Source organism: Kitasatospora sp. DSM 101779 (assembly GCF_025655475.1).
Classification (GTDB): Bacteria; Actinomycetota; Actinomycetes; order Streptomycetales; family Streptomycetaceae; genus Kitasatospora.
The window spans coordinates 6658856-6681381 of sequence record NZ_JAHTIK010000001.1; the positions used below are offsets into that span (position 1 = coordinate 6658856).

Annotated in this window: 13 protein-coding genes and 3 rRNA genes; 12 read left to right on the plus strand and 4 right to left on the minus strand. The window is 69.8% G+C overall.

Annotated elements, in window-relative coordinates; all coding sequences use genetic code 11:
* Positions 1 to 172: 172 nt before the first annotated feature.
* Together KSNIM_RS30320 and mmuM are read right to left on the minus strand one after the other, a co-directional pair.
* The gene (locus KSNIM_RS30320; protein ID WP_263106316.1) at positions 173 to 937 is read right to left on the minus strand and encodes an IclR family transcriptional regulator; all 765 of its coding nucleotides are present in this window, start codon (positions 935 to 937) and stop codon (positions 173 to 175) included.
* Between the two features lie 117 nt (positions 938 to 1054).
* Positions 1055 to 2098, minus strand: coding sequence for a homocysteine S-methyltransferase (mmuM, locus tag KSNIM_RS30325; RefSeq protein ID WP_263106317.1), 1044 nt, complete (start codon positions 2096 to 2098; stop codon positions 1055 to 1057).
* 281 nt (positions 2099 to 2379) lie between these two features.
* Here mmuM and KSNIM_RS30330 point away from each other — a divergent pair, with 281 nt between their 5' ends.
* The 5 genes from KSNIM_RS30330 (at position 2380) to KSNIM_RS30355 (ending at position 9634) form a co-directional block, all read left to right on the plus strand.
* The gene (locus tag KSNIM_RS30330; RefSeq protein WP_263106318.1) at positions 2380 to 3267 is read left to right on the plus strand and encodes an NUDIX hydrolase; all 888 of its coding nucleotides are present in this window, start codon (positions 2380 to 2382) and stop codon (positions 3265 to 3267) included.
* Positions 3264 to 4343 (plus strand): molecular chaperone DnaJ, encoded by a 1080-nt coding sequence (locus KSNIM_RS30335; protein ID WP_263106319.1) that lies wholly within the window; start codon positions 3264 to 3266, stop codon positions 4341 to 4343. Before KSNIM_RS30330 ends, KSNIM_RS30335 begins: the two co-directional genes overlap by 4 nt.
* 10 nt (positions 4344 to 4353) lie before the next feature.
* Positions 4354 to 5346 (plus strand): hypothetical protein, encoded by a 993-nt coding sequence (locus KSNIM_RS30340; RefSeq protein ID WP_263106320.1) that lies wholly within the window; start codon positions 4354 to 4356, stop codon positions 5344 to 5346.
* Positions 5347 to 5536: 190 nt separating this feature from the next.
* Complete coding sequence (locus KSNIM_RS39190; RefSeq protein WP_317634072.1) at positions 5537 to 7423, plus strand: adenylosuccinate synthetase; 1887 nt, start codon at positions 5537 to 5539, stop codon at positions 7421 to 7423.
* 81 nt (positions 7424 to 7504) lie between these two features.
* Entirely contained in the window at positions 7505 to 9634 is a 2130-nt protein-coding gene (locus KSNIM_RS30355) for an acetoacetate--CoA ligase (RefSeq protein WP_411543798.1), read from the plus strand.
* A 107-nt stretch (positions 9635 to 9741) separates the two neighbouring features.
* Here KSNIM_RS30355 and ptsP read toward each other — a convergent pair whose 3' ends face one another.
* Positions 9742 to 11412: a phosphoenolpyruvate--protein phosphotransferase gene (gene ptsP / locus KSNIM_RS30360; RefSeq protein ID WP_263106322.1), complete on the minus strand. Its 1671-nt coding sequence runs from the start codon at positions 11410 to 11412 to the stop codon at positions 9742 to 9744.
* 33 nt (positions 11413 to 11445) lie between these two features.
* Entirely contained in the window at positions 11446 to 11895 is a 450-nt protein-coding gene (locus KSNIM_RS30365) for a PTS glucose transporter subunit IIA (RefSeq protein ID WP_030277820.1), read from the minus strand.
* 709 nt (positions 11896 to 12604) lie between these two features.
* Here KSNIM_RS30365 and KSNIM_RS30370 point away from each other — a divergent pair.
* From KSNIM_RS30370 to KSNIM_RS30400, 7 genes are all read left to right on the plus strand, one after another.
* Positions 12605 to 14119 (plus strand): 16S ribosomal RNA (locus KSNIM_RS30370).
* Positions 14120 to 14388: 269 nt separating this feature from the next.
* Positions 14389 to 17494, plus strand: a 23S ribosomal RNA gene (locus KSNIM_RS30375).
* Between the two features lie 77 nt (positions 17495 to 17571).
* A 5S ribosomal RNA gene (rrf, locus tag KSNIM_RS30380) occupies positions 17572 to 17688 on the plus strand.
* Together the 16S, 23S and 5S rRNA genes form the textbook arrangement of a ribosomal RNA operon.
* Before the next feature lie 103 nt (positions 17689 to 17791).
* Positions 17792 to 18403, plus strand: coding sequence for a CDP-diacylglycerol--glycerol-3-phosphate 3-phosphatidyltransferase (pgsA, locus tag KSNIM_RS30385; protein ID WP_263106324.1), 612 nt, complete (start codon positions 17792 to 17794; stop codon positions 18401 to 18403).
* A 145-nt stretch (positions 18404 to 18548) separates the two neighbouring features.
* Positions 18549 to 21044 carry a mannose-1-phosphate guanyltransferase gene (locus KSNIM_RS30390; RefSeq protein ID WP_263106325.1) on the plus strand — a complete coding sequence of 832 codons (2496 nt, stop codon included), beginning with the start codon at positions 18549 to 18551 and terminating at the stop codon, positions 21042 to 21044.
* A gap of 132 nt (positions 21045 to 21176) precedes the next feature.
* Positions 21177 to 22196, plus strand: a complete 1020-nt coding sequence (locus tag KSNIM_RS30395) for a DUF881 domain-containing protein (protein ID WP_411543799.1) — start codon at positions 21177 to 21179, stop codon at positions 22194 to 22196.
* On the plus strand, positions 22193 to 22525 hold the full coding sequence (locus KSNIM_RS30400) for a small basic family protein (RefSeq protein ID WP_030269510.1): 333 nt from the start codon (positions 22193 to 22195) through the stop codon (positions 22523 to 22525). The genes KSNIM_RS30395 and KSNIM_RS30400 overlap by 4 nt, the downstream gene beginning before the upstream one ends.
* Position 22526 lies beyond the last annotated feature (1 nt).

A 22526-nucleotide genomic window follows, 5' to 3' on the forward strand; every position in this document is an offset into this window, starting at 1 on the left:
GCAGGGTTACGCACCTGTGACGGACGAGGTCGCAGGGACGCGCCGGACGTGCCACGACCGTCGGCGGAACGGGCGAACCGGGGCCCTTTGGGCATACGAAAGGGCGCGGACGGGCTGCTGCCCGTCCGCGCCCCGCGCGCACGTCCCCCGGGGGTCCCCGGACCCCCGGGGGTCAGAACCGTCCGGCGCCCAGGTCCCGGGAGATCGCCCGGGCCGCGCTGCGCACCGAGGCGACCAGCGAGGGCTTCACGAAACCGTCCTCGGTGACCGTCTCCACCGGGCCGCTCACGCACACCGCGCCCACCGGGTTGCGCCGCCGGTCCTGGATCAGCGCACCGATTGACGCCACCCCCTCCCAGGTCTCCTCGATCGAGTCGGCCCAGCCCCGCTCGCGGATCAGCGCGCACTCCGCGTCCACGTCCGCCGGATCGGTCAGTGTGCGCAGCGTGTAGGACTCCAGCGGCCCGTCGCCCAGCTGTCCGCGGGCCACCGGGTCGTACGCCAGCAGCACCTTGCCCAGCGCGGTGGAGTGCAGCGGCTGCATCGAGCCGACCTCCAGCACCTGCCGGGTGTCGTCCGGGCGGAAGACGTGGTGCACGATCAGCACGCCCTGCTGGTGCAGCACGCCCAGGTAGACCGTCTCGCCGCTGGCCCGGGCCAGGTCGTCCGCCCACACCAGGGCGCGCGCCCGCAGCTCGTGCACGTCGAGGTAGCTCTGGCCGAGACGCAGCAGCTCGGCACCGAGCTGGTACTTCCCGCTCTCCGGATCCTGCTCGACGAATCCCTCCTGCTGCAGCGTGCGCAGGATGCCGTGGGCCGTACCTTTGGCCAGGTCGAGCGCGGTCGCGACCTCGGACAACCCGAGCCGGCGCTCACCGCCGGCCAGCAGGCGCATGATCGCGGCGGCCCGGGAGAGCGACTGGATCGGGCCGGGCATTGGCTACCTCCCCTGACAGGCGGTCGACATTGTCGACCGAAGTGTTGACGGCACGAGTCTGCCAGGCCGACGGCCGGACGCGCACCTTTCCGATCACTCCGCACTGCGTGCGGAACCTCACCCCGCACCGCGCACCGCGCGCGCGAGCCCCGCGATCTCCCCCTCGCCGACCCGGCAGCACCCGCCGACCAGCCGCGCCCCGTCGGCCAGCCAGCCCGCCACCCGCTCCGGCCGGAACGTGGATCCGCCCCGCCAGTCCCGCGCCGCCGCGTCCCACACCTCGCCGCTGTTGGGGTACACCACCACCGGCAGGCCCGCCGTCCGCGCGGCCACCGGTACCGCCCGGTCCGCGTCGGCCGGGCTGCAGCAGTTCACCCCGACCGCCAGCACGCCGTCCACGCCCGCGGCCATCCCCAGCGCGTCCTCCAGCGGCTGCCCCGCCCGGGTCCGGTCGCCCTCCACGCTGAACGACAGCCACGCCGGAACCCCGAGCCCCTCGATGGCGCGCAGCAGCGCCTCCGCCTCCACCATGTCCGGGACGGTCTCCAGCGCCAGCACGTCCGGACCGGCCGCCGCCAGCACCTCCAGCCGCGGCCGGTGGAACCGCTCCAGCTCCGCCACGCCGAGCCCGTACCGCCCGCGGTACTCCGACCCGTCCGCCAGCACCGCCCCGTACGGGCCCACCGACGCCGCCACGAACAGTGGTCCGGCGGTGCCCGCGCCCGGCCGATCCGTGGCGGCCGGCTCCGCCCCGGCCGGCTGCTCGTGCTCCGCCCGCCGTCCCTGATCCGTCTGCCGCCCCGCCTCGGTCTGCTGCTCCGCCTCGGCCTGCCGGGCCGCCTCCCGGGCGAGGCGCACACTCAGTGCGAGCAGCCGCTCGGCCTCCTTCCGGCCGATCCCGCGGCGCGCGAACCCCTCGAACGAGGCCTGGTAGCTGGCGGTGATCGCCACCTGGGCCCCGGCCCGGAAGTACCCGAGGTGCGCCGCCACCACCGCTTCCGGCGCGTCCGCCAGCAACCGGGCCGACCAGAGCGCGTCCGAGAGGTCGTGCCCGGCGTCGGCCAACTGGTTCGACAGGCCGCCGTCGAGGACCAGCGGACCCGCCGACAGGGCGGCGGCGAAGCCCGGCCGGGCGGCCGCGGGCGGGGGAGCGGCGGGCACGGTCCCTCCTGCTGCGGTGGGGCCCCGGCGGCGACGGCGGGTGCGCCGCGGGGCCCGAAGGGTGCGGATGGCTGAACTGTAGAGCGGCCGCGGCCCGTCCGGTGGGCCGGGGCCGCAGATCGGCCCGCCGCCGGCCCGCACGGACGGAACCACCCGTACGAGTGATCGAAAACCGTTGGCGGGCGGCTGCCCGGTGCGCTACGTTCTTCTCGCTCGGAGAACAACTCCGGGGCGGAGCGGCACGGGCGGCGTGCCAGGAATCGACCGGAGGCGGGAGCGCCATGGCTGCCCAGGACGACACCAGGGGCGACACCGAGGACGACGGCACAGGCGTCGGCGAACGGGACTGGCTCGCGGAGTACGACCCGCGCGCCTACACACCCGTCGCGGTCACCGTCGACGTGGTCGCCCTGACACTGCGCGCCGGCGAGCTCCACGTCCTGCTGGTCGAGCGCGGTGAACGGCCCTACCGGGGCTGCTGGGCGCTGCCCGGCGGCTTCCTCCGCGCCGGCGAGGAGGACCTCCCCGGCGCCGCCGTCCGCGAGCTCGCCGAGGAGACCGGCCTGCAGGGCACCCTGGAGGCCGCCGCCGCCCTCAGCCGCATCCACCTGGAGCAGCTCGGCAGCTACGGCGCCCCCGACCGGGACCCGCGCATGCACGTGGTCTCCGTCGCCTACCTCGCCTTCGCCCCCGACCTGCCCGATCCACAGGCCGGTACCGATGCCGCGGCCGCCGCCTGGCACCCGGTCTCCGCCCTCGACCTGACCGCCCCACGAACGGCCGGGCCGCCCGCCGACACCCACGGGGGTGGCGTCGGCGCGCGGCCCGGCATCCGGCTCGCCTTCGACCACGCAGTGATCCTCGCCGACGGCCTGGACCGCGCCCGCGCCAAGATCGAGTACAGCCCGCTGGCCACCGCGTTCCTCCAGCACGACTTCACCATCCCCGAGCTGCGCGCCGTCTACGAGGCCGTCTGGGGCGAGCGCCTGCACGCCGGCAACTTCCACCGCAAGGTCCTCTCCGTGCCCGGCTTCGTGGAGTCCACCGGCGCCACCACCGAGCGCGGCGGCACCCGCGGCGGCCCCCGGGCCCGCACCTACCACTCGGGCGACGCCCGGCTGCTCCACCCGCCGCTGCTGCGCCCCTCCCACGAGGACGACATCCGATGACGGCACCGCGCACCGCCCGACCGCCCACCGGGCCGGGCCCGGCACCGCGCACCTTCGCGGACGCGGCCGCCGCCGTCCTCGCCGCCACCGGCCCGGCGGAGATCTTCCCCGCCGACCCGGCCGAGACGGCCCGGCGGTACCGCCGCCTCGCCCGTCTCCTCCACCCGGACACCGTGTCCACCGCCGACCGCACCCGCGCCACAGCCGCCTTCCTCGCCCTCGGCCGGCTCTGGGCGCAACACCAGGGGCCCGCCGACGCCGGCGTCACCGAGCTGCGCACCGGCCGACACACCTACCGGCTCGGCCCGGTCGCGGCCACCGGTGACATCGCCGTCCTGCGTGCCGCCACCACCGGGAGCGGCACCGAGGTGCTGCTCAAGATCCCCCGCAGCGCCCTCGACAACGACCTCCTCGAGCGCGAGGCCACCGCCCTCGGCCGGCTCGCCCGCCACGGCGACCGCCGCTTCCACGCCTACGTACCGGCCCTGCTGGAGAACTTCCGCCACCAGGACACCGCCGACCCGGGCGGCGCCCCCCGCCAGGTCAACGCCCTCGTCCGCCGCGACGGCCTGCGCCCGCTGACCGACGTCCTCGCCGCCCACCCCGACGGCCTCGACCCGCGGGACGCCGCCTGGATCTGGCGCCGCCTGCTCGTCGCCCTCGGGTACGCCCACCGCGCCGGGGTCCGGCACGGCGCGGTCCTCCCCGAGCACGTCCTCGTCCACCCCGCCGAGCACGGCCTGGTCCTCGTCGACTGGTGCTACGCGGGCACCGGCGCGCCCGCCCCCGCGCCCGCTCTGGTCGAGCGCCACCGCGCGCTCTACCCGCCGGAGGTCCCCGCCCGACAGGCTGTCACCGAGGCCACCGACATCCACCTCGCCACCCGCTGCATCCAACTGCTCATGGGCGACCGCGCGCCGCGGCAGGTCCGCGCCTTCATCGCCGGTTGCACCCTGCCCGCCGAGCCCCGCCGACCGCACGACGCCTGGAAGCTCCTCGCCGAGCTCGACGAACTGCTCCACGCCCTCTACGGCCCGCGCACCTTCCGGCCGTTCCACCTGCCACCCACCGCCTGAGGAGGCCCCGATGGGCAGCGGCACCTGGTCCACCGACGTCTACGACGCCGCCGCGCACTACCGCGCCGGCACCGGCGCCAGCGCCTTCGCCTACAGCGACGCCACCACCCGCGGCGCCCGCTCCGGCTGGAAGGCACACCCCAGCCTCGACCCGCACGGCATCACCCTCCGCGAGAGCCGTGACTCCGACGAGCACCCCGCCTCGCTGGCCGTCGCCGTCCTGTTCGACGTGACCGGCTCCATGCAGACCGTCCCGCGCACCCTGCAGACCAAGCTCCCCGAACTCTTCGGCCTGCTTCTGCGCAAGGGTTACACCGAGCACCCGCAGATCCTCTTCGGCGCCGTCGGCGACGCCACCTGCGACCGCGTCCCCCTCCAGCTCGGCCAGTTCGAGTCCGACAACCGGATGGACGACAACCTCGGCAACATCCTGCTGGAGGGCGGTGGCGGCGGGCAGATGACCGAGTCCTACGAGCTCGCCATGTACGCCATGGCCCGCCACACCGCACTCGACTGCGTCGAGCGCCGCGGCCGCAAGGGCTACCTCTTCCTGATCGGCGACGAACTGCCCTACGGCAAGGTCAAGGCCCGCGAGGTCCGCGCCGTCCTCGGCGAGGACATCCCCGAGGACATCCCGGTCACCGCGATCCTCGCCGAGCTCCGGCAGCTCTACCACGTCTACTTCATCCTCCCGGCGGGCGCCGCCTACGCCGGCAACACCGAGGTCCTCGACACCTGGCGCAAGCTGCTCGGCCAGCACGTCCTCGAGCTCGACGACCTCGACGCCGTGTGCGAGACCATCGCCCTCACCATCGGCCTCGGCGAGGAGGCCATCGACCTCCAGGAGGGCCTCGCCGACCTCGCCGACATCGGATCCGGCGCCGTCGCCAGCGTCGGCAAGGCCCTGGACTCCCTCGCCCGACACAGCCAGGCGGCCGCCGTCCCCGGCACCTCCCTGCTCGCCCCCGACGACCGCTCGGCCGCCGGCACCACCCGCCTCTGAGCTGCGCCGGCCTCCGCCTCTGAGTAGCGCCGGCCTCCGACCCGTCCGCCCGCGGCCGGCCCGTCCCCACCGGCCGCCGGGCGGACCGGGGCGCTCCCCGCCACCTCCCACCGATGCACCGATCCCACCAATGCACCCGCTCGCACCGACGCACCGCTCCCGCTACACCGCGCACAGAACGGGCACCGCCGTGACCGACCCCCGGTTCGACCGCCACGACGGACACGTCATCGTCTGCGACCTCGGCTTCGGGGACGCGGGCAAGGGCACCGTCGTCGACCACCTCTGCCGCGGTCCGCTCGGCCCCGACAGCCGCCACCCGGTCCGCGCCGTCGTCCGCCACAACGGCGGAGCCCAAGCCGCGCACAACGTCGTCACCGACGACGGCCGCCACCACACCTTCGCCCAGTTCGGCTCGGGCACCCTCGCCGGCGTCCCCACCCACCTCTCCCGGTTCATGCTGGTCGACCCGCTCGCCCTCGCCGCCGAGGCCCGCCACCTCACCACCCTCGGCGTCCCCGACCCGTTCGCCCTGCTCACCGTCGACCGCCGCGCCCTGCTCACCACCCCGTACCACGCCGCCGCCAACCGCATCCGCGAACAGCGCCGCGGCCCCGACCGCCACGGCTCCTGCGGCCTCGGCATCGGCGAGACCGCCAGCTACGCCCTGGACCACCCCGACGACGCCCCCACCGCCGACGACTGCACCCGCCCCACCCGCCTGCTCACCCTGCTCACCAGGCTCCGCGACCGCCTCGCCGACCACCTCGGCCTCGCCCCCGCCGACCTCGCCGCCCCACCGCTCGCCGACTGCGCCGAGGCCTTCACCGCCTTCGCCGCCCGCGTCCGCCTCACCGACGGAGACCACCTCACCCACCTGCTGCGCACCGGGCCGGTGATCTTCGAGGGCGCCCAGGGCGTCCTGCTCGACCAGCAGCACGGCTTCCACCCCCACACCACCTGGTCCACCACCACCTTCGCCAACGCCGAGACCCTCCTCGCCGAGTCCGGCGCCGCAGCCGCCCTCCGACTCGGCGTCCTCCGCACCTACACCACCCGCCACGGCGCCGGCCCCCTCCCCACCGAGGACAAGGCCCTCGACCTCCCCGAGCCGCACAACACCACCGGCCGCTGGCAGGGCGCCTTCCGCCTCGGCCACTTCGACACCCCCGGCCACCGCTACGCCCTCGCCGCCGCCGGCGGAGCCGACGCCCTCGCCGTCACCCACCTCGACACCCCCGCCCGCCACCGCGGGCTGCACCTCTGCGACGACTACGAGCTGGACGGCGCACCCCTGCACACCATCACCACCGGCATGGCCGGCGACCTCGACGCCCAGGCCCGCCTCACCGAGGCCCTGCTCCGCGCCCGCCCCGGCACCCTCACCGACCCCGGCCCCGACCCGCAGGACTGGTCCGACGCGATTGCCGACCGCCTCGACACCCCCGTCCTCCTCGAATCCCACGGCCCGACGTCCCGTCAGAAACACCTCCGCGCCGCCGCCGTCCACCGCAGTACCATCCACCCCATGACCACAGACCAGGCCGACCGCAAGACCTACGGCCCCGGCTCGCACTGCCACTGGTGCGGCACCCCCTACAGCGCCGGCACCGCCGCCTGGCCCCGGACGTGCCCCGGCTGCAACGAGATCAGCTACCGCAACCCGCTGCCCGTGGTCGTCACCCTCCTGCCCGTCGTCTCCCCCGAGGCCGACGGCCTGGTGGTCATCCGCCGCACCATCGAGCCGGGCTACGGCGAGCTCGCCCTCCCCGGCGGCTACATCGACTACGGCGAGAGCTGGCAGCAGGCCTGCGTCCGCGAGCTCCGCGAGGAGACCGGCATCGAGGCCGACCACGCCCGGGTCACCCTGGTCGCCACCGACTCCGACACCGCCGGCGGCTTCCTCTGCCTGTTCGGCATGCTCCCCGCCCGCCGGATCGACGAGCTCCCGCCCTCCGTGCCCACCCCCGAGACCGAGGGCTGGCAGTTCCTCCCCACCCCGTCCCGCCTCGCCTTCCCCTTCCACACCCGGGTGGCCCACGCCTGGTTCAACGGCGACTACGCCCACCTGGTCTGACCTTCGGCGGCCGACACCGGCGCGGGCCCGCAGGGCCGCGCCGGTGCACCGACAGGGGCCTCTGGCGCGCCCGACGATCACATGGCAAGGTCTGCTCGTCAGCCACCACGCGGGCGGCGCCCGCCACGAGCAGCCCCGCCCACCGCCCCCGGCCCACCGGGCGGGGGCGCTCCACCCCGGGAGACCACCACCGTGAGCACCCCACCCGAAGGCCGACTGCTCTGGCGCCCCGACCCCGCCCGCGCCGCCTCCGCGCAGATCGTCGCCTTCCAGGCCTGGGCCGCCGAACACCACGGCGCCCCGGCGGCCCCGCTCGCCCCCGCGGACGACGACGAGCAGGCCGCCGCCCGCTACGCCGCCCTGCACGCCTGGTCCACCGCCGACCTGGAGCGCTTCTGGACGGCCGTCACCGAGTGGTTCGACGTCCGGTTCACCACCGCACCCGAGGCCGTGCTCGCCGACCCGGCGATGCCCGGCGCCCGCTGGTTCCCCGGCGCCCGCCTCAACTACGCCGAGCACGCCCTGCGCGCCGCCGAGGACGCCGACCGGGCCGACACGCCCGCGATCCTCCACCTCGACGAGACCACCGAGCAGCCCGCCGCCCTCACCTGGGCCGAGCTCCGCCGCCAGGTCGGCTCGCTGGCAGCGGCCCTCCGCGCCCGCGGCGTCCGCCCCGGCGACCGGGTCGGCGCCTACCTGCCCAACGTCCCGCAGGCCGTCGTCGCCCTCCTCGCCACCGCCGCCGTCGGCGCCGTCTGGACGTCCTGCGCCCCCGACTTCGGCGCCCGCAGCGTCCTCGACCGCCTCCAGCAGATCGAGCCCACCGTCCTCTTCGCCATCGACGGCTACCACTACGGCGGCAAGGACCACGACCGCACCGAGGTCGTCGCCGAACTCCGCCGCGAGCTCCCCACGCTGCGTACCGTCGTCCACATCCCGCTGCTCGGCGCCCCCGCCCCCGAGGGCGCCCTCGACTGGGCGGAGCTGGTCGCAGGCGACGTGGAGCCGGTCTTCGAGCCCGTCCCCTTCGACCACCCGCTCTGGGTGCTCTACTCCTCCGGCACCACCGGCCTGCCCAAGGCCATCGTGCAGAGCCAGGGCGGCATCCTCGTCGAACACCTCAAGCAGGCCTCGCTCCACCTCGACCTCGGCCCCGACGACCGCTTCCTCTGGTACACCTCCACCGGCTGGATGATGTGGAACTTCCTCGTCGCTGGCCTCCTCGTCGGGTCCACGATCGTCACCTACGACGGCAGCCCCGGCCACCCCGACACCGGCGCCCTGTGGTCCGTCGCCGCCCGCACCCGGGCGACCGTTCTCGGCACCTCCGCCGCCTACGTGATCGCCAGCCGCAAGGCCGACCTCCACCCCGGCCGCGACCTCGACCTCTCCGCCGTCCGCTGCCTCGGCACCACCGGCTCCCCGCTGCCGCCCGACGGCTTCCAGTGGATCTACGACGAGGTCAAGAAGGACGTCTGGCTCGCCTCCGTCAGCGGCGGCACCGACGTCTGCAGCTGCTTCGTCGGCGGCGTCCCGACCCTCCCCGTCCACCTCGGCGAGATCCAGGCCCCCTGCCTCGGCGCCGCCGTCGCATCCTGGGACGTCCAGGGCGAGCCGCTCACCGACCAGGTCGGCGAGCTCGTCGTCACCCGGCCGCTGCCGTCGATGCCGATCGGCTTCTGGAACGACCCCGACGGCACCCGCTACCGCGACAGCTACTTCGACATGTACCCGGGCGTCTGGCGCCACGGCGACTGGATCACCGTCACCTCCCGCGGCACCGTCGTCATCCACGGCCGCTCCGACTCCACCCTCAACCGCCAGGGCGTCCGGATGGGCTCCTCCGACATCTACGAGGTCGTCGAACGCCTCCCGGAGATCGCGGAGTCCCTGGTCATCGGCGTCGAGGAGCCCGACGGTGGCTACTGGATGCCGCTCTTCGTCGTCCTCGCCCCCGGCGCGGACCTCGACGACTCGCTGCGCGCCCGCGTCCGCACCGAACTGCGCACCCAGCTCTCGCCCCGCCACGTGCCGGACGAGATCATCGCCGTCAACGGCCTGCCGCACACCCTCACCGGCAAGCGCATCGAGGTCCCCGTGAAGCGGCTGCTCTCCGGCACCCCGCTGGAGAAGGCGGTCAACCCGGGCTCGGTCGACAACATCGACCACCTCCGGTTCTTCGAGCGCCTGGGCGCCGAGCGCCGCGCCTGAGCCCGCCCGGCCGACCGTCGCCGGACGGTCCGGAAAAGCCGAGCAGGGGCGCTTCCAACCCCCACGGTGGAAGCGCCCCTGCGAGCCCCGGCCCTGCCCCGGGGCGTCTATTCGCCGGTCAGCACCTGATGTGCCGCGGCACGCGCGTCGGCCGCACTGTCCACGGCCCGCGCCGCCGCCGCGGCACGCCGGCACTGCGCCAGCGTGACCTTGGCCAGCGCCGTCCGCACGTACGGGATCGACGAGGCCCCCATCGACAGGCTCGTCACCCCGAGCCCGGTGAGCACACAGGCGAGCAGCGGGTCGGCAGCCGCCTCGCCGCACACGCCGCAGCTCTTGCCGGTCAGCTGCGCGGCCTCCGCCGACAGCGCGACCAGGTCGAGCAACGCCGGCTGCCACGGGTCCTGCAGCCGTGCCACCGCGCCGACCTGCCGGTCCGCCGCGAAGGTGTACTGCGCCAGGTCGTTCGTCCCCAGCGAGAGGAACTCGACCTCCTGCAGGATCGACCGCGCCCGCAGCGCCGCCGACGGGATCTCCACCATCGCGCCGAACTTCGCCGCCAGCCCGGCCTCCCGACAGGCGTCCGCGAACGCCTTCGCGTCCTGCCGGTCCGCCACCATCGGCGCCATGACCTCCAGGTGCACCGGCAGCCCCTCGGCCGCCCGGGCGAGCGCCCGCAGCTGCGCCGCCAGCACCTCCGGGTGGTCCAGCAGCGTCCGCAGACCCCGCACACCGAGCGCCGGGTTCGGCTCGTCGGCCGGTGTCAGGAAGTCCAGCGGCTTGTCGGCCCCGGCATCCAGCACGCGGACGACCACCCGGCGCTCCGGGAAGGCCTCCAGCACCTTCCGGTACGCCTCGAACTGCTTCTCCTCGCTCGGCGCCTTGGCCGAGTCGTCCAGGAAGAGGAACTCCGTGCGGAACAGGCCGACGCCCTCCGCCTCGGCCTCCAGCGCCGCCGGCAGGTCGGCCGGGCCGCCGATGTTCGCCAGCAGCGGCACCAGGTGCCCGTCCGAGGTCCGGCCCGGCCCGGAGGAGGCGGCCAGCGCGGCCTTCCGCTCGGCGGCCAGCCGGCGCAGCTCCTCCTGCCGCTCGGCCGACGGGTTCACCAGCACCTCGCCGCTGCTGCCGTCGACCGCGACCACGAGACCCTCGGCCACCCCGGTCGCCCCGGGCAGCGCCACCACGGCGGGCACGCCCAGCGCCCGCGCCAGGATCGCGCTGTGGCTGGTCGGCCCGCCCTCCTCGGTGACGAAGCCGAGCACCAGGGTCGGGTCCAGCAGCGCGGTGTCCGCCGGCGCGAGGTCGTGGGCGAAGAGCACGTACGGCTCGTCGCTGTCCGGCACGCCCGGCATCGGCACGCCGAGCAGCCGCGCCACGATCCGGTTCCTGACGTCGTCCAGGTCGGCCACCCGACCGGCCAGGTAGTCGCCGGCCGCAGCCAGCAGCGCCCGGTATGCGGCGAAGGCGTCGTAGATGCCCCGTTCGGCGCTGCTGCCGACCGCGATCCGCCGGCTCACGTCCGCCATCAGCTCGGGATCCTGGGCCATCAGCGCCTGGGCCTCGAGGACCGCCTGCGCCTCGCCGCCCGCCAGGTTGCCGCGCGCGATCAGGTCGGCCGCGACCGCATCCACCGCGGCCTGGGCGCGCGCCTGCTCCCGCGGTGCGTCCTCACTGGGGATCTGCGTCGCCGGAGGTTCCAGGACGGCCGTTCCCATGTGCCGCACCGGGCCGATCGCGACCCCGTGGCTGACTCCTACGCCGCGAAGCATCGGTTCCACGTTCAGAGATTCCTTTCACCCGGCCAGCGGGGGTCAGTTCCAGGTGAAGAGCTCGCCGCCGAGCGTGACCTCGCCGCTCTCGGCCACGCCGGAGAGCGCCTCCGCGGAGGCCTCCAGCGCGACGATCGGAGAGATCGGCGACTTGCCCGCGGCCTCGACCGCCGCCGGGTTCCAGCGGATCACCGGCTGGCCCCGCTTGACCTCGTCGCCCTTGCCGACGAGCAGCTCGAAGCCCTCGCCGTTGAGCTGCACGGTGTCGATGCCGAGGTGGGTCAGCACGCCGTGGCCGTCCGCGTCGACGACGACGAACGCGTGCGGGTGCATGGACACCACGAGCCCGTCCACCGGCGCCACCGCCTCGGTGGGCTCGCGCACCGGGTCGATCGCGGTTCCGGGCCCGACCATCGCGCCGGAGAAGACGGGGTCCGGCACGTTCGCCAGCCCGACGGCCCGCCCGGCGAGCGGCGAGGTCACAGTGGTCATGGTGGAGCCTCCCAGGTGCGGAGTACAGCGCGTGCAGCCGCAGAGCAGCGGCATCGGCGTCAGCTGAAGCCTAAATCATGTCAACTTCGGACATACCGGCACGTAACGGCGGAGTGCGCCGAGCGGGGACGACCCCGCTCCAGCCGCACCGAACCGTCGGCCACCGGCCCGTCGACGCAGCAATGAGGCGTCTGCGCCGACTCAAGTGGTCTAGTCCTCTGCGTCGATGCGCCGCACTCTACGGCATGTGGGGGAGTGCGGACGATGGCCCCACGCCGACGCCCCGCACCGCCCGCCCACCGACCGGGTGCCTCCGTACGAGTGACAGCGACGCGTCCCGATTTGGCGCAGGGGTCGAGACCGGCTAACGTTGCACGGGTCGCCACGCGGCGATGGTTAACTCAGCAAGTCGGGAACGTAAAGCGCCGGTTAAACGGTGGCAAACGGTCTGATAAGCTGGAAACACGAAAGAGCGAAACGCCCGGAGGGTCCGCTGGAAGGCGGTCCGAAGGAAGTGTCCGTTCCTTGAGAACTCAACAGCGTGCCAAAAGTCAACGCCAGATATGTTGACATCCCCGGCCGGTCGGGCAATCGATCGGTTGGAGATTCCTTTTGAAATAACACAGCGAGGACGCAGTGCGCGGGATCACCCTATTCCGGTGGTTGCCGTGCCGCTCAACGCGAGTGTGCACCGGATAGCCGGTAATCATTCACGGAGAGTTTGATCCTGGCTCAGGACGAACGCTGGCGGCGTGCTTAACACATGCAAGTCGAACGGTGAAGCCCTTCGGGGTGGATCAGTGGCGAACGGGTGAGTAACACGTGGGCAATCTGCCCTGCACTCTGGGACAAGCCCTGGAAACGGGGTCTAATACCGGATACGACCTTCCTCTGCATGGGGGTTGGTGGAAAGCTCCGGCGGTGCAGGATGAGCCCGCGGCCTATCAGCTTGTTGGTGGGGTAATGGCCTACCAAGGCGACGACGGGTAGCCGGCCTGAGAGGGCGACCGGCCACACTGGGACTGAGACACGGCCCAGACTCCTACGGGAGGCAGCAGTGGGGAATATTGCACAATGGGCGAAAGCCTGATGCAGCGACGCCGCGTGAGGGATGACGGCCTTCGGGTTGTAAACCTCTTTCAGCAGGGAAGAAGCGCAAGTGACGGTACCTGCAGAAGAAGCACCGGCTAACTACGTGCCAGCAGCCGCGGTAATACGTAGGGTGCGAGCGTTGTCCGGAATTATTGGGCGTAAAGAGCTCGTAGGCGGCCTGTCGCGTCGGATGTGAAAGCCCGGGGCTTAACCCCGGGTCTGCATTCGATACGGGCAGGCTAGAGTGTGGTAGGGGAGATCGGAATTCCTGGTGTAGCGGTGAAATGCGCAGATATCAGGAGGAACACCGGTGGCGAAGGCGGATCTCTGGGCCATTACTGACGCTGAGGAGCGAAAGCGTGGGGAGCGAACAGGATTAGATACCCTGGTAGTCCACGCCGTAAACGTTGGGAACTAGGTGTTGGCGACATTCCACGTCGTCGGTGCCGCAGCTAACGCATTAAGTTCCCCGCCTGGGGAGTACGGCCGCAAGGCTAAAACTCAAAGGAATTGACGGGGGCCCGCACAAGCAGCGGAGCATGTGGCTTAATTCGACGCAACGCGAAGAACCTTACCAAGGCTTGACATACACCGGAAACTGGTAGAGATATCAGCCCCCTTGTGGTCGGTGTACAGGTGGTGCATGGTTGTCGTCAGCTCGTGTCGTGAGATGTTGGGTTAAGTCCCGCAACGAGCGCAACCCTTGTTCTGTGTTGCCAGCGAGTAATGTCGGGGACTCACAGGAGACTGCCGGGGTCAACTCGGAGGAAGGTGGGGACGACGTCAAATCATCATGCCCCTTATGTCTTGGGCTGCACACGTGCTACAATGGCCGGTACAAAGGGCTGCGATGCCGTGAGGCGGAGCGAATCCCAAAAAGCCGGTCTCAGTTCGGATTGGGGTCTGCAACTCGACCCCATGAAGTTGGAGTTGCTAGTAATCGCAGATCAGCATGCTGCGGTGAATACGTTCCCGGGCCTTGTACACACCGCCCGTCACGTCACGAAAGTCGGTAACACCCGAAGCCGGTGGCCTAACCCTTGGGAGGGAGCCGTCGAAGGTGGGACCAGCGATTGGGACGAAGTCGTAACAAGGTAGCCGTACCGGAAGGTGCGGCTGGATCACCTCCTTTCTAAGGAGCGCACGGCAGCTTCGGACGAGTGTTCCGGAGTGCTAGCTCATGGGTGGAACGTTGACTATTCGGCACGGACAGAGTCATGGACGCTAGTACTGCTTCGGCGTGGAACGCGTGATGTGAACTGTTCGGGTCGGGCACGCTGTTGGGTCCTGAGGGAACGAAGGTTTCCTCGTGGATGCCGGCTCCACTTGATGCACTCTCGGGTGTGGATGGTGGGTGTCTGGTCGTTGTTTGAGAACTGCACAGTGGACGCGAGCATCTGTGGCCAAGTTTTTAAGGGCGCACGGTGGATGCCTTGGCACCAGGAACCGATGAAGGACGTGGGAGGCCGCGATAGGCCCCGGGGAGCTGTCAACCGAGCTTTGATCCGGGGGTGTCCGAATGGGGAAACCCGGCAGTCGTCATGGGCTGTCACCCTTACCTGAACACATAGGGTAAGTGGAGGGAACGCGGGGAAGTGAAACATCTCAGTACCCGCAGGAAGAGAAAACAACCGTGATTCCGGGAGTAGTGGCGAGCGAAACCGGATGAGGCTAAACCTTGAGCGTGTGAGACCCGGCAGGGGTTGCGCTCGGGGGGTTGTGGGAATGAGCTTGATCGGTCTGCCGGCCGGTCGGCGAGTCAGAAACCGTTGGTGTAGTCGAAGGACATGCGAAAGGTCCGGCGTAGAGGGTAAGACCCCCGTAGACGAAACATTAGCGGCTTGCTTGCTCATCTCCCAAGTAGCACGGGGCCCGAGAAATCCCGTGTGAATCTGGCGGGACCACCCGCTAAGCCTAAATATTCCCTGGTGACCGATAGCGGATAGTACCGTGAGGGAATGGTGAAAAGTACCGCGGGAGCGGAGTGAAATAGTACCTGAAACCGTGTGCCTACAAGCCGTGGGGGCAGTCTTCGGACTGTGACTGCGTGCCTTTTGAAGAATGAGCCTGCGAGTTTGCGGTGTGTAGCGAGGTTAACCCGTGTGGGGTAGCCGTAGCGAAAGCGAGTCCGAATAGGGCGTTTGAGTTGCATGCCCAAGACCCGAAGCGGAGTGATCTAGCCATGGGCAGGTTGAAGCGCGGGTAAGACCGTGTGGAGGACCGAACCCACCAGGGTTGAAAACCTGGGGGATGACCTGTGGTTAGGGGTGAAAGGCCAATCAAACTCCGTGATAGCTGGTTCTCCCCGAAATGCATTTAGGTGCAGCGTCGCGTGTTTCTTGCCGGAGGTAGAGCACTGGATAGGCGATGGGCCTCACCGGGTTACTGACCTTAGCCAAACTCCGAATGCCGGTAAGTGAGAGCGCGGCAGTGAGACTGTGGGGGATAAGCTCCATGGTCGAGAGGGAAACAGCCCAGAACACCGACTAAGGTCCCTAAGCGTGTGCTAAGTGGGAAAGGATGTGGAGTCGCAGAGACAACCAGGAGGTTGGCTTAGAAGCAGCCACCCTTGAAAGAGTGCGTAATAGCTCACTGGTCAAGTGATTCCGCGCCGACAATGTAGCGGGGCTCAAGCACATCACCGAAGTCGTGTCATTGCAGCAATACTCCCAACGGAGGCTGTGATGGGTAGGGGAGCGTCGTGTGCCGGGTGAAGCGGCCGAGGAATCGAGTCGTGGACGGTTCACGAGTGAGAATGCAGGCATGAGTAGCGATACAAGAGTGGGAAACTCTTGCGCCGATTGACCAAGGGTTCCTGGGTCAAGCTGATCTGCCCAGGGTAAGTCGGGACCTAAGGCGAGGCCGACAGGCGTAGTCGATGGACAACGGGTTGATATTCCCGTACCCGCTTTGAAGCGCCAACGCTGAACCCTCTGATGCTAAGCCCGTGAAGCCGTCCTGGATCCTTCGGGTGAAGGGGAGTGGTGGAGCCGGTGGCCCAAGGTGGTAGTAGGTGAGCGATGGGGTGACGCAGGAAGGTAGTCCAGCCCGGGCGGTGGTTGTCCCGGGGTAAGGGTGTAGGACGCAGGGTAGGCAAATCCGCCCTGCACGTAGTCTGAGACCTGATGCCGAGCCGATTGTGGTGAAGTGGATGATCCTATGCTGTCGAGAAAAGCCTCTAGCGAGTTTCATGGCGGCCCGTACCCCAAACCGACTCAGGTGGTCAGGTAGAGAATACCGAGGCGTTCGGGTGAACTGTGGTTAAGGAACTCGGCAAAATGCCCCCGTAACTTCGGGAGAAGGGGGGCCAGCCCTGGTGACGACCTTTACGGTCTGAGCTGGGGGTGGCCGCAGAGACCAGCGAGAAGCGACTGTTTACTAAAAACACAGGTCCGTGCGAAGCCGTAAGGCGATGTATACGGACTGACGCCTGCCCGGTGCTGGAACGTTAAGGGGACCGGTTAGTCCGATTTCGGTCGGGCGAAGCTGAGAACTTAAGCGCCAGTAAACGGCGGTGGTAACTATAACCATCCTAAGGTAGCGAAATTCCTTGTCGGGTAAGTTCCGACCTGCACGAATGGCGTAACGACTTCTCGACTGTCTCAACCACAGGCCCGGTGAAATTGCATTACGAGTAAAGATGCTCGTTTCGCGCAGCAGGACGGAAAGACCCCGGGACCTTTACTATAGCTTGATATTGGTGTTCGGTTCGGCTTGTGTAGGATAGGTGGGAGACTGTGAAGCAGCAACGCCAGTTGTTGTGGAGTCGCCGTTGAAATACCACTCTGGTCGTGCTGGATGTCTAACCTGGGTCCGTGATCCGGATCAGGGACAGTGTCTGGTGGGTAGTTTAACTGGGGCGGTTGCCTCCTAAAGGGTAACGGAGGCGCCCAAAGGTTCCCTCAGCCTGGTTGGCAATCAGGTGTTGAGTGTAAGTGCACAAGGGAGCTTGACTGTGAGACTGACGGGTCGAGCAGGTACGAAAGTAGGGACTAGTGATCCGGCGGTGGCTTGTGGAAGCGCCGTCGCTCAACGGATAAAAGGTACCCCGGGGATAACAGGCTGATCTTCCCCAAGAGTCCATATCGACGGGATGGTTTGGCACCTCGATGTCGGCTCGTCGCATCCTGGGGCTGGAGTAGGTCCCAAGGGTTGGGCTGTTCGCCCATTAAAGCGGTACGCGAGCTGGGTTTAGAACGTCGTGAGACAGTTCGGTCCCTATCCGCTGTGCGCGTAGGAGTGTTGAGAAGGGCTGTCCCTAGTACGAGAGGACCGGGACGGACGAACCTCTGGTGTGCCAGTTGTCCTGCCAAGGGCATGGCTGGTTGGCTACGTTCGGGAGGGATAACCGCTGAAAGCATCTAAGCGGGAAGCCTGCTTCGAGATGAGCACTCCCACCTCCTTGAGAGGGTAAGGCTCCCAGTAGACGACTGGGTTGATAGGCCGGATATGGAAGCCCAGTAATGGGTGGAGTTGACCGGTACTAATAGGCCGAGGGCTTGTCCTCAGTTGCTCGCGTCCACTGTGTTGGTTCTGAAACCACGAACAGGCCCTGTGTCGGTTGTTCGATGTGTTTCATAGTGTTTCGGTGGTCATAGCGCGAGGGAAACGCCCGGTTACATTCCGAACCCGGAAGCTAAGCCTCGTAGCGCCGATGGTACTGCAGGGGGGACCCTGTGGGAGAGTAGGACGCCGCCGAACAATTATTCATGGCAAAGCCCCCACCCGGCAGGGTGGGGGCTTTGTTGTTGTAAGGTCAATGCCGCACATGTTCACGGCGGTACAGCTGGCAGGAGGGTCCCAGGTGGAGGTTCAGGAGACGCGCGTGCAGACGGACCGCGTCCTCACCATCCCCAACCTGCTGAGCATGGCCCGGCTGGTGGGTGTGCCCATCTTCCTGTGGCTGATCCTCTGGCCGGTGTTCGGCGGGCCGGAGAACGACGGCTGGGCGATCGTCGTGCTGATGCTCAGCGGCGTCAGCGACTACCTGGATGGCAAGCTCGCGCGGCGCTGGGGTCAGGTCAGCCGGCTCGGCCAGATCCTGGATCCGGCGGCGGACCGGCTGTACGTGCTCTCGACGCTCGTCGGACTGACGTGGCGTGAGATCCTGCCGCTGTGGGTGACGATCGTGCTGCTGGCGCGCGAGCTGTTCATCGGCTCGCTGCTTCCCATTCTCAACCGGCACGGCTACGGGCCGCTCCAGGTGAGTTTCCTGGGGAAGGCGGCCACGTTCAATCTGATGTACGCCTTTCCGCTTCTGCTGCTGGGCAACGGGGAGAGCTGGCTGGCCACGGTGGCCGAGCCGGTCAGCTGGGCATTCATCTGGTGGGGCACGGTTCTCTACTGGTGGGCCGGCATCCTCTATGCGGTCCAGGCCCGCCAGCTGGTGCGCGCGGACCGTACGGCCGCCGTTTGAGCGGGTTGTTCGCCCGCTGTTGACAAGATCTCCACGTCCGACTTGCCGCGACACGGTGAGTCGGACGTTTTTATCCGGGTAGAGAAGCTCTGGAACGGTTTGATGGATCTGCAGGGTTCACCACCGCGAAGGAGGACGCACCCGAATGAAAGCCGTTGTGATGGCGGGTGGCGAGGGCACTCGGCTCCGTCCGATGACGTCGAGCATGCCCAAGCCACTGCTGCCGGTGGCCAACCGGCCGATCATGGAACACGTACTACGGCTGCTACGGCGGCACGGTCTCACGGACACCGTGGTGACCGTCCAGTTCCTGGCCTCCCTGGTGAAGAACTACTTCGGGGACGGCGAAGAGCTGGGGATGAACCTCACCTATGCCAATGAAGAGGTCCCGCTCGGTACCGCGGGCAGTGTGAAGAACGCCGAGGACGCGCTCAAGGACGACTCGTTTCTGGTGATCTCCGGTGACGCGCTCACCGATTTCGATCTCACCGAGCTGATCGCCTTCCACCGGGAGAAGGGTGCCCTGGTCACCGTCTGCCTGACCCGGGTGCCGAACCCGCTGGAGTTCGGCATCACGATCACCGACGAGGAGGGGCGGGTCGAGCGGTTCCTCGAGAAGCCCACCTGGGGCCAGGTCTTCTCCGACACGGTGAACACCGGGATCTACGTGATGGAGCCCGAGGTCTTCTCGTACGTGGCGGCCGGCGAGTCGGTCGACTGGTCGAGTGACGTCTTCCCGCAGCTGCTCAAGGAGGGCAAGCCGGTCTACGGCTACGTCGCCGAGGGCTACTGGGAGGACGTGGGCACCCACGAGAGCTATCTGAAGGCGCAGGCGGACGTCCTCGAGAGCAAGGTCGACGTCGAGCTGGACGGCTTCGAGATCTCTCCCGGCGTGTGGGTGGCCGAGGGTGCCGAGGTCGACCCGGAGGCGGTGCTGCGCGGTCCGCTGTACATCGGCGACTACGCCAAGGTCGAGGCCGGGGTGGAGCTGCGCGAGCACACCGTGCTGGGCAGCAACGTGGTCGTCAAGCGCGGTGCCTTCCTGCACAAGGCCGTCATCCACGACAACGTGTACGTCGGGCCGCAGAGCAACCTGCGCGGCTGCGTGATCGGCAAGAACACCGACGTGATGCGTGCCGCGCGGATCGACGAGGGTGCGGTGGTCGGCGACGAGTGCCTGATCGGCGAGGAGTCGCTGCTGGCGGGCAACGTCCGGGTCTACCCGTTCAAGACCATCGAGGCCGGCGCGGTCGTCAACACCTCGGTGATCTGGGAGTCCCGTGGGCAGGAGCACCTCTTCGGCGTCCGCGGCGTCTCCGGCATCCTGAACGTGGAGATCACCCCGGAGCTCGCGGTGCGGTTGGCCGGGGCGTACGCCACCACCCTCAAGAAGGGGGCGACCGTCACCATCGCGCGTGACCACTCGCGTGGTGCGCGGGCGCTCAAGCGGGCGATGATCTCGGCGCTGCAGACCAGCGCGATCGACGTCCGCGACCTGGAGAACGTCCCCATGCCGGTCGCGCGGCAGAACACCGCGCGCGGCAGTTCGGGCGGCATCTTCCTGCGGACCACGCCGGGCGTGCCGGACTCGCTGGACATCCTGTTCTTCGACGGGGCCGGTGCCGACCTCTCGCAGGCCAGCCAGCGGAAGCTGGACCGCGTGTACGCGCGCCAGGAGTTCCGGCGCGCCTTCCCCGGTGAGATCGGCGACCTGCTGCACCCGTCGAGTGTGTTCGACTCGTACGCGCGGAACCTGCTGCGGTCGGTCGACACCAGTGGGGTGCGCGAGGCCGGCCTGAAGGTGGTCGTGGACGCCGCGCACGGCAGCGCCGGGCTCGTGCTGCCGAGCATCCTCGGCCGGCTCGGTGTCGAGGCCCTCACGGTCGACAGCGGCCTCGACGAGGCCCGGCCGACCGAGGACGCCGAGGAGCGGCGGGCCGCCCTGGCCCGGCTCGGCGAGCTGGTCGCCTCCTCGCGCGCCGCGTTCGGTGTGCGCTTCGACCCGGTCGGCGAGCGGGTGTCGTTCGTCGACGAGCTCGGCCGGGTGATCCAGGACGACCGTGCGCTGCTGGTGCTGCTCGACCTGGTGGCAGCGGAGCGGCGCAGCGGCCAGGTGGCGCTGCCGGTCACCACGACCCGGATCGCCGAGCAGGTGGCGGCGTACCACGGCACCCAGGTGACGTGGACGACCACCTCGCCGGACGATCTGGCGAAGGCGGCCGCGGAGGAGGGCACGGTGTTCGGCGGCGACGGCCGCGGCGGATTCGTGGTGCCCGAGTTCAGCGGGGTGCTGGACGGCCCCGCGGCGTTCGTCCGGCTGGTGGGCCTGGTGGCCCGTACCCAGCTCACGCTGAGCCAGATCGACGCCCGGATCCCGCAGGCGCACATCAAGCGGCGCGACATCGCGACGCCGTGGGCGGCCAAGGGCATGGTGATGCGCTCGGTGGTCGAGGCGGCCGGCAGCCGGCGGCTGGACACCACGGACGGCGTGCGCGTGGTCGAGGCCGACGGCCGGTGGACGCTCGTCCTGCCGGACCCGGCCGAGGCGGTCACCCACCTGTGGGCGGAGGGCCCGGACGACGAGGCCACCGAGCAGCTGCTCGACGAGTGGGCGGCGGTGGTGGACTCGGCCGGACGCTGAGGGAACACCGTTCGATGACCCGGCCGGGACGCGGTGGCAGCACGCCGCCGTGCCCCGGCCGGTCACGGTTCGGTGTCCGTCCGGGGCGGTAGCGCGGGGGCTGTGCGTACGCCGCCCCGGCGACATGGGACGATGTCCCGCATGCCAGCAACGCCGACACCGAGTGACTCGAACGGACGGTTCAACCGTCCGGACGCCTCGATGTCCCTGCTGACCAACGTCATGGACCACAGCCTGGACGAGGGCTACGCCGAGGCGGCCCGCCGGGGGGACGGTCCGAGCCGGCTGCCGACGAGCCTGCGCGGCAAGCTCACGCTGGCGGTCGGGCTGGCCCTGGCGGCGACCGTGGTGACCGTGGGCGGGGTGAACGCCTCCAAGGCCGAGCCGACGCTCGCCAAGGAGCGGGACGCGCTCGTCCACCGGGTGAACGACGCCACGAAGGCCGCGGACACGCTGCAGCGGCAGGTCGAGGACCTGCGCACGAGGGTCGGCGCGGCTCAGCAGCAGGCGCTGCCGGTCGGCGGCGACAACGCGCTGGCTGCGCTCGCGGCCCGGACCGGCACGGGGGAGATCAGCGGCCCCGGCATCAAGCTCGTGATCGACGACGCGTCGGGTACCGGTGCCGGCGGTTCGGCGAGCAACCCGCGGGAGGCCGAGGGGTTCAACAACACCGGCCGGCTGCGCGACCGCGACCTGCAGCTCGTGGTGAACGGGCTGTGGCTGTCCGGCGCCGAGGCGGTGTCGATCAACGGCCAGCGGCTGACGACGCTCTCCGCGATCCGCGCCGCCGGCGATGCGGTCCTGGTGGACAACCGGCCGCTGGTGCCCCCGTACACCGTGCTCGCGGTCGGCGACGGGGACCGTTTCGCGCAGGCCTTCGAGTCCAGCTCGGCCGGGCACTACCTCAAGCTGATCCAGGACAGCTACGGCATCAAATCGACCGTGTCCGTGCAGAAGAAGATGTCCCTGCCGGCCGCGCTCGGCGTGACGCTGCGGACGGCGAAGCCCGTCGGCGCCGAGCCGTCCGCCTTGCCCTCGGGCAGTGCCTCGCCTTCGGGCAGTGCTTCGCCGGGGGGAAGTGCCTCACCGTCCCGCCCGGCCTCCCGCACCACCAAGTCGACCTCCACCCGGACAGGAGTACCTTCACCGTGATTGCCGTTCTGGGGCTCGTGATCGGCGTCGTCGTCGGCCTCTTCGTCCAGCCCGAGGTCCCCGACGCCGTGGTGCCGTACCTGCCGATCGCGGTGGTGGCGGCGCTGGACGCGGTGTTCGGCGGTGTCCGCGCGATGCTGGACGGGATCTTCAACGACAAGGTCTTCGTCGTCTCGTTCCTCTCGAACGTGGTCGTCGCGGCCCTGATCGTCTTCCTCGGCGACCAGCTCGGAGTGGGTGCGCAGCTCTCCACCGGCGTCGTCGTGGTGCTCGGTATCCGGATCTTCTCCAACGCAGCCGCGATCCGGCGGCATGTGTTCAGGGCGTAGG

Bases quoted from the DNA above. Each gene is read 5' to 3' on its own strand.
- KSNIM_RS30320 (WP_263106316.1), bottom strand. From the start codon at position 937: ATGCCCGGCCCGATCCAGTCGCTCTCCCGGGCCGCCGCGATCATGCGC.
- KSNIM_RS30330 (WP_263106318.1), top strand. From the start codon at position 2,380: ATGGCTGCCCAGGACGACACCAGGGGCGACACCGAGGACGACGGCACA.
- KSNIM_RS30335 (WP_263106319.1), top strand. From the start codon at position 3,264: ATGACGGCACCGCGCACCGCCCGACCGCCCACCGGGCCGGGCCCGGCA.
- KSNIM_RS30340 (WP_263106320.1), top strand. From the start codon at position 4,354: ATGGGCAGCGGCACCTGGTCCACCGACGTCTACGACGCCGCCGCGCAC.
- KSNIM_RS30355 (WP_411543798.1), top strand. From the start codon at position 7,505: ATGGCAAGGTCTGCTCGTCAGCCACCACGCGGGCGGCGCCCGCCACGA.
- KSNIM_RS30365 (WP_030277820.1), bottom strand. From the start codon at position 11,895: ATGACCACTGTGACCTCGCCGCTCGCCGGGCGGGCCGTCGGGCTGGCG.
- KSNIM_RS30390 (WP_263106325.1), top strand. From the start codon at position 18,549: ATGAAAGCCGTTGTGATGGCGGGTGGCGAGGGCACTCGGCTCCGTCCG.
- KSNIM_RS30395 (WP_411543799.1), top strand. From the start codon at position 21,177: ATGTCCCGCATGCCAGCAACGCCGACACCGAGTGACTCGAACGGACGG.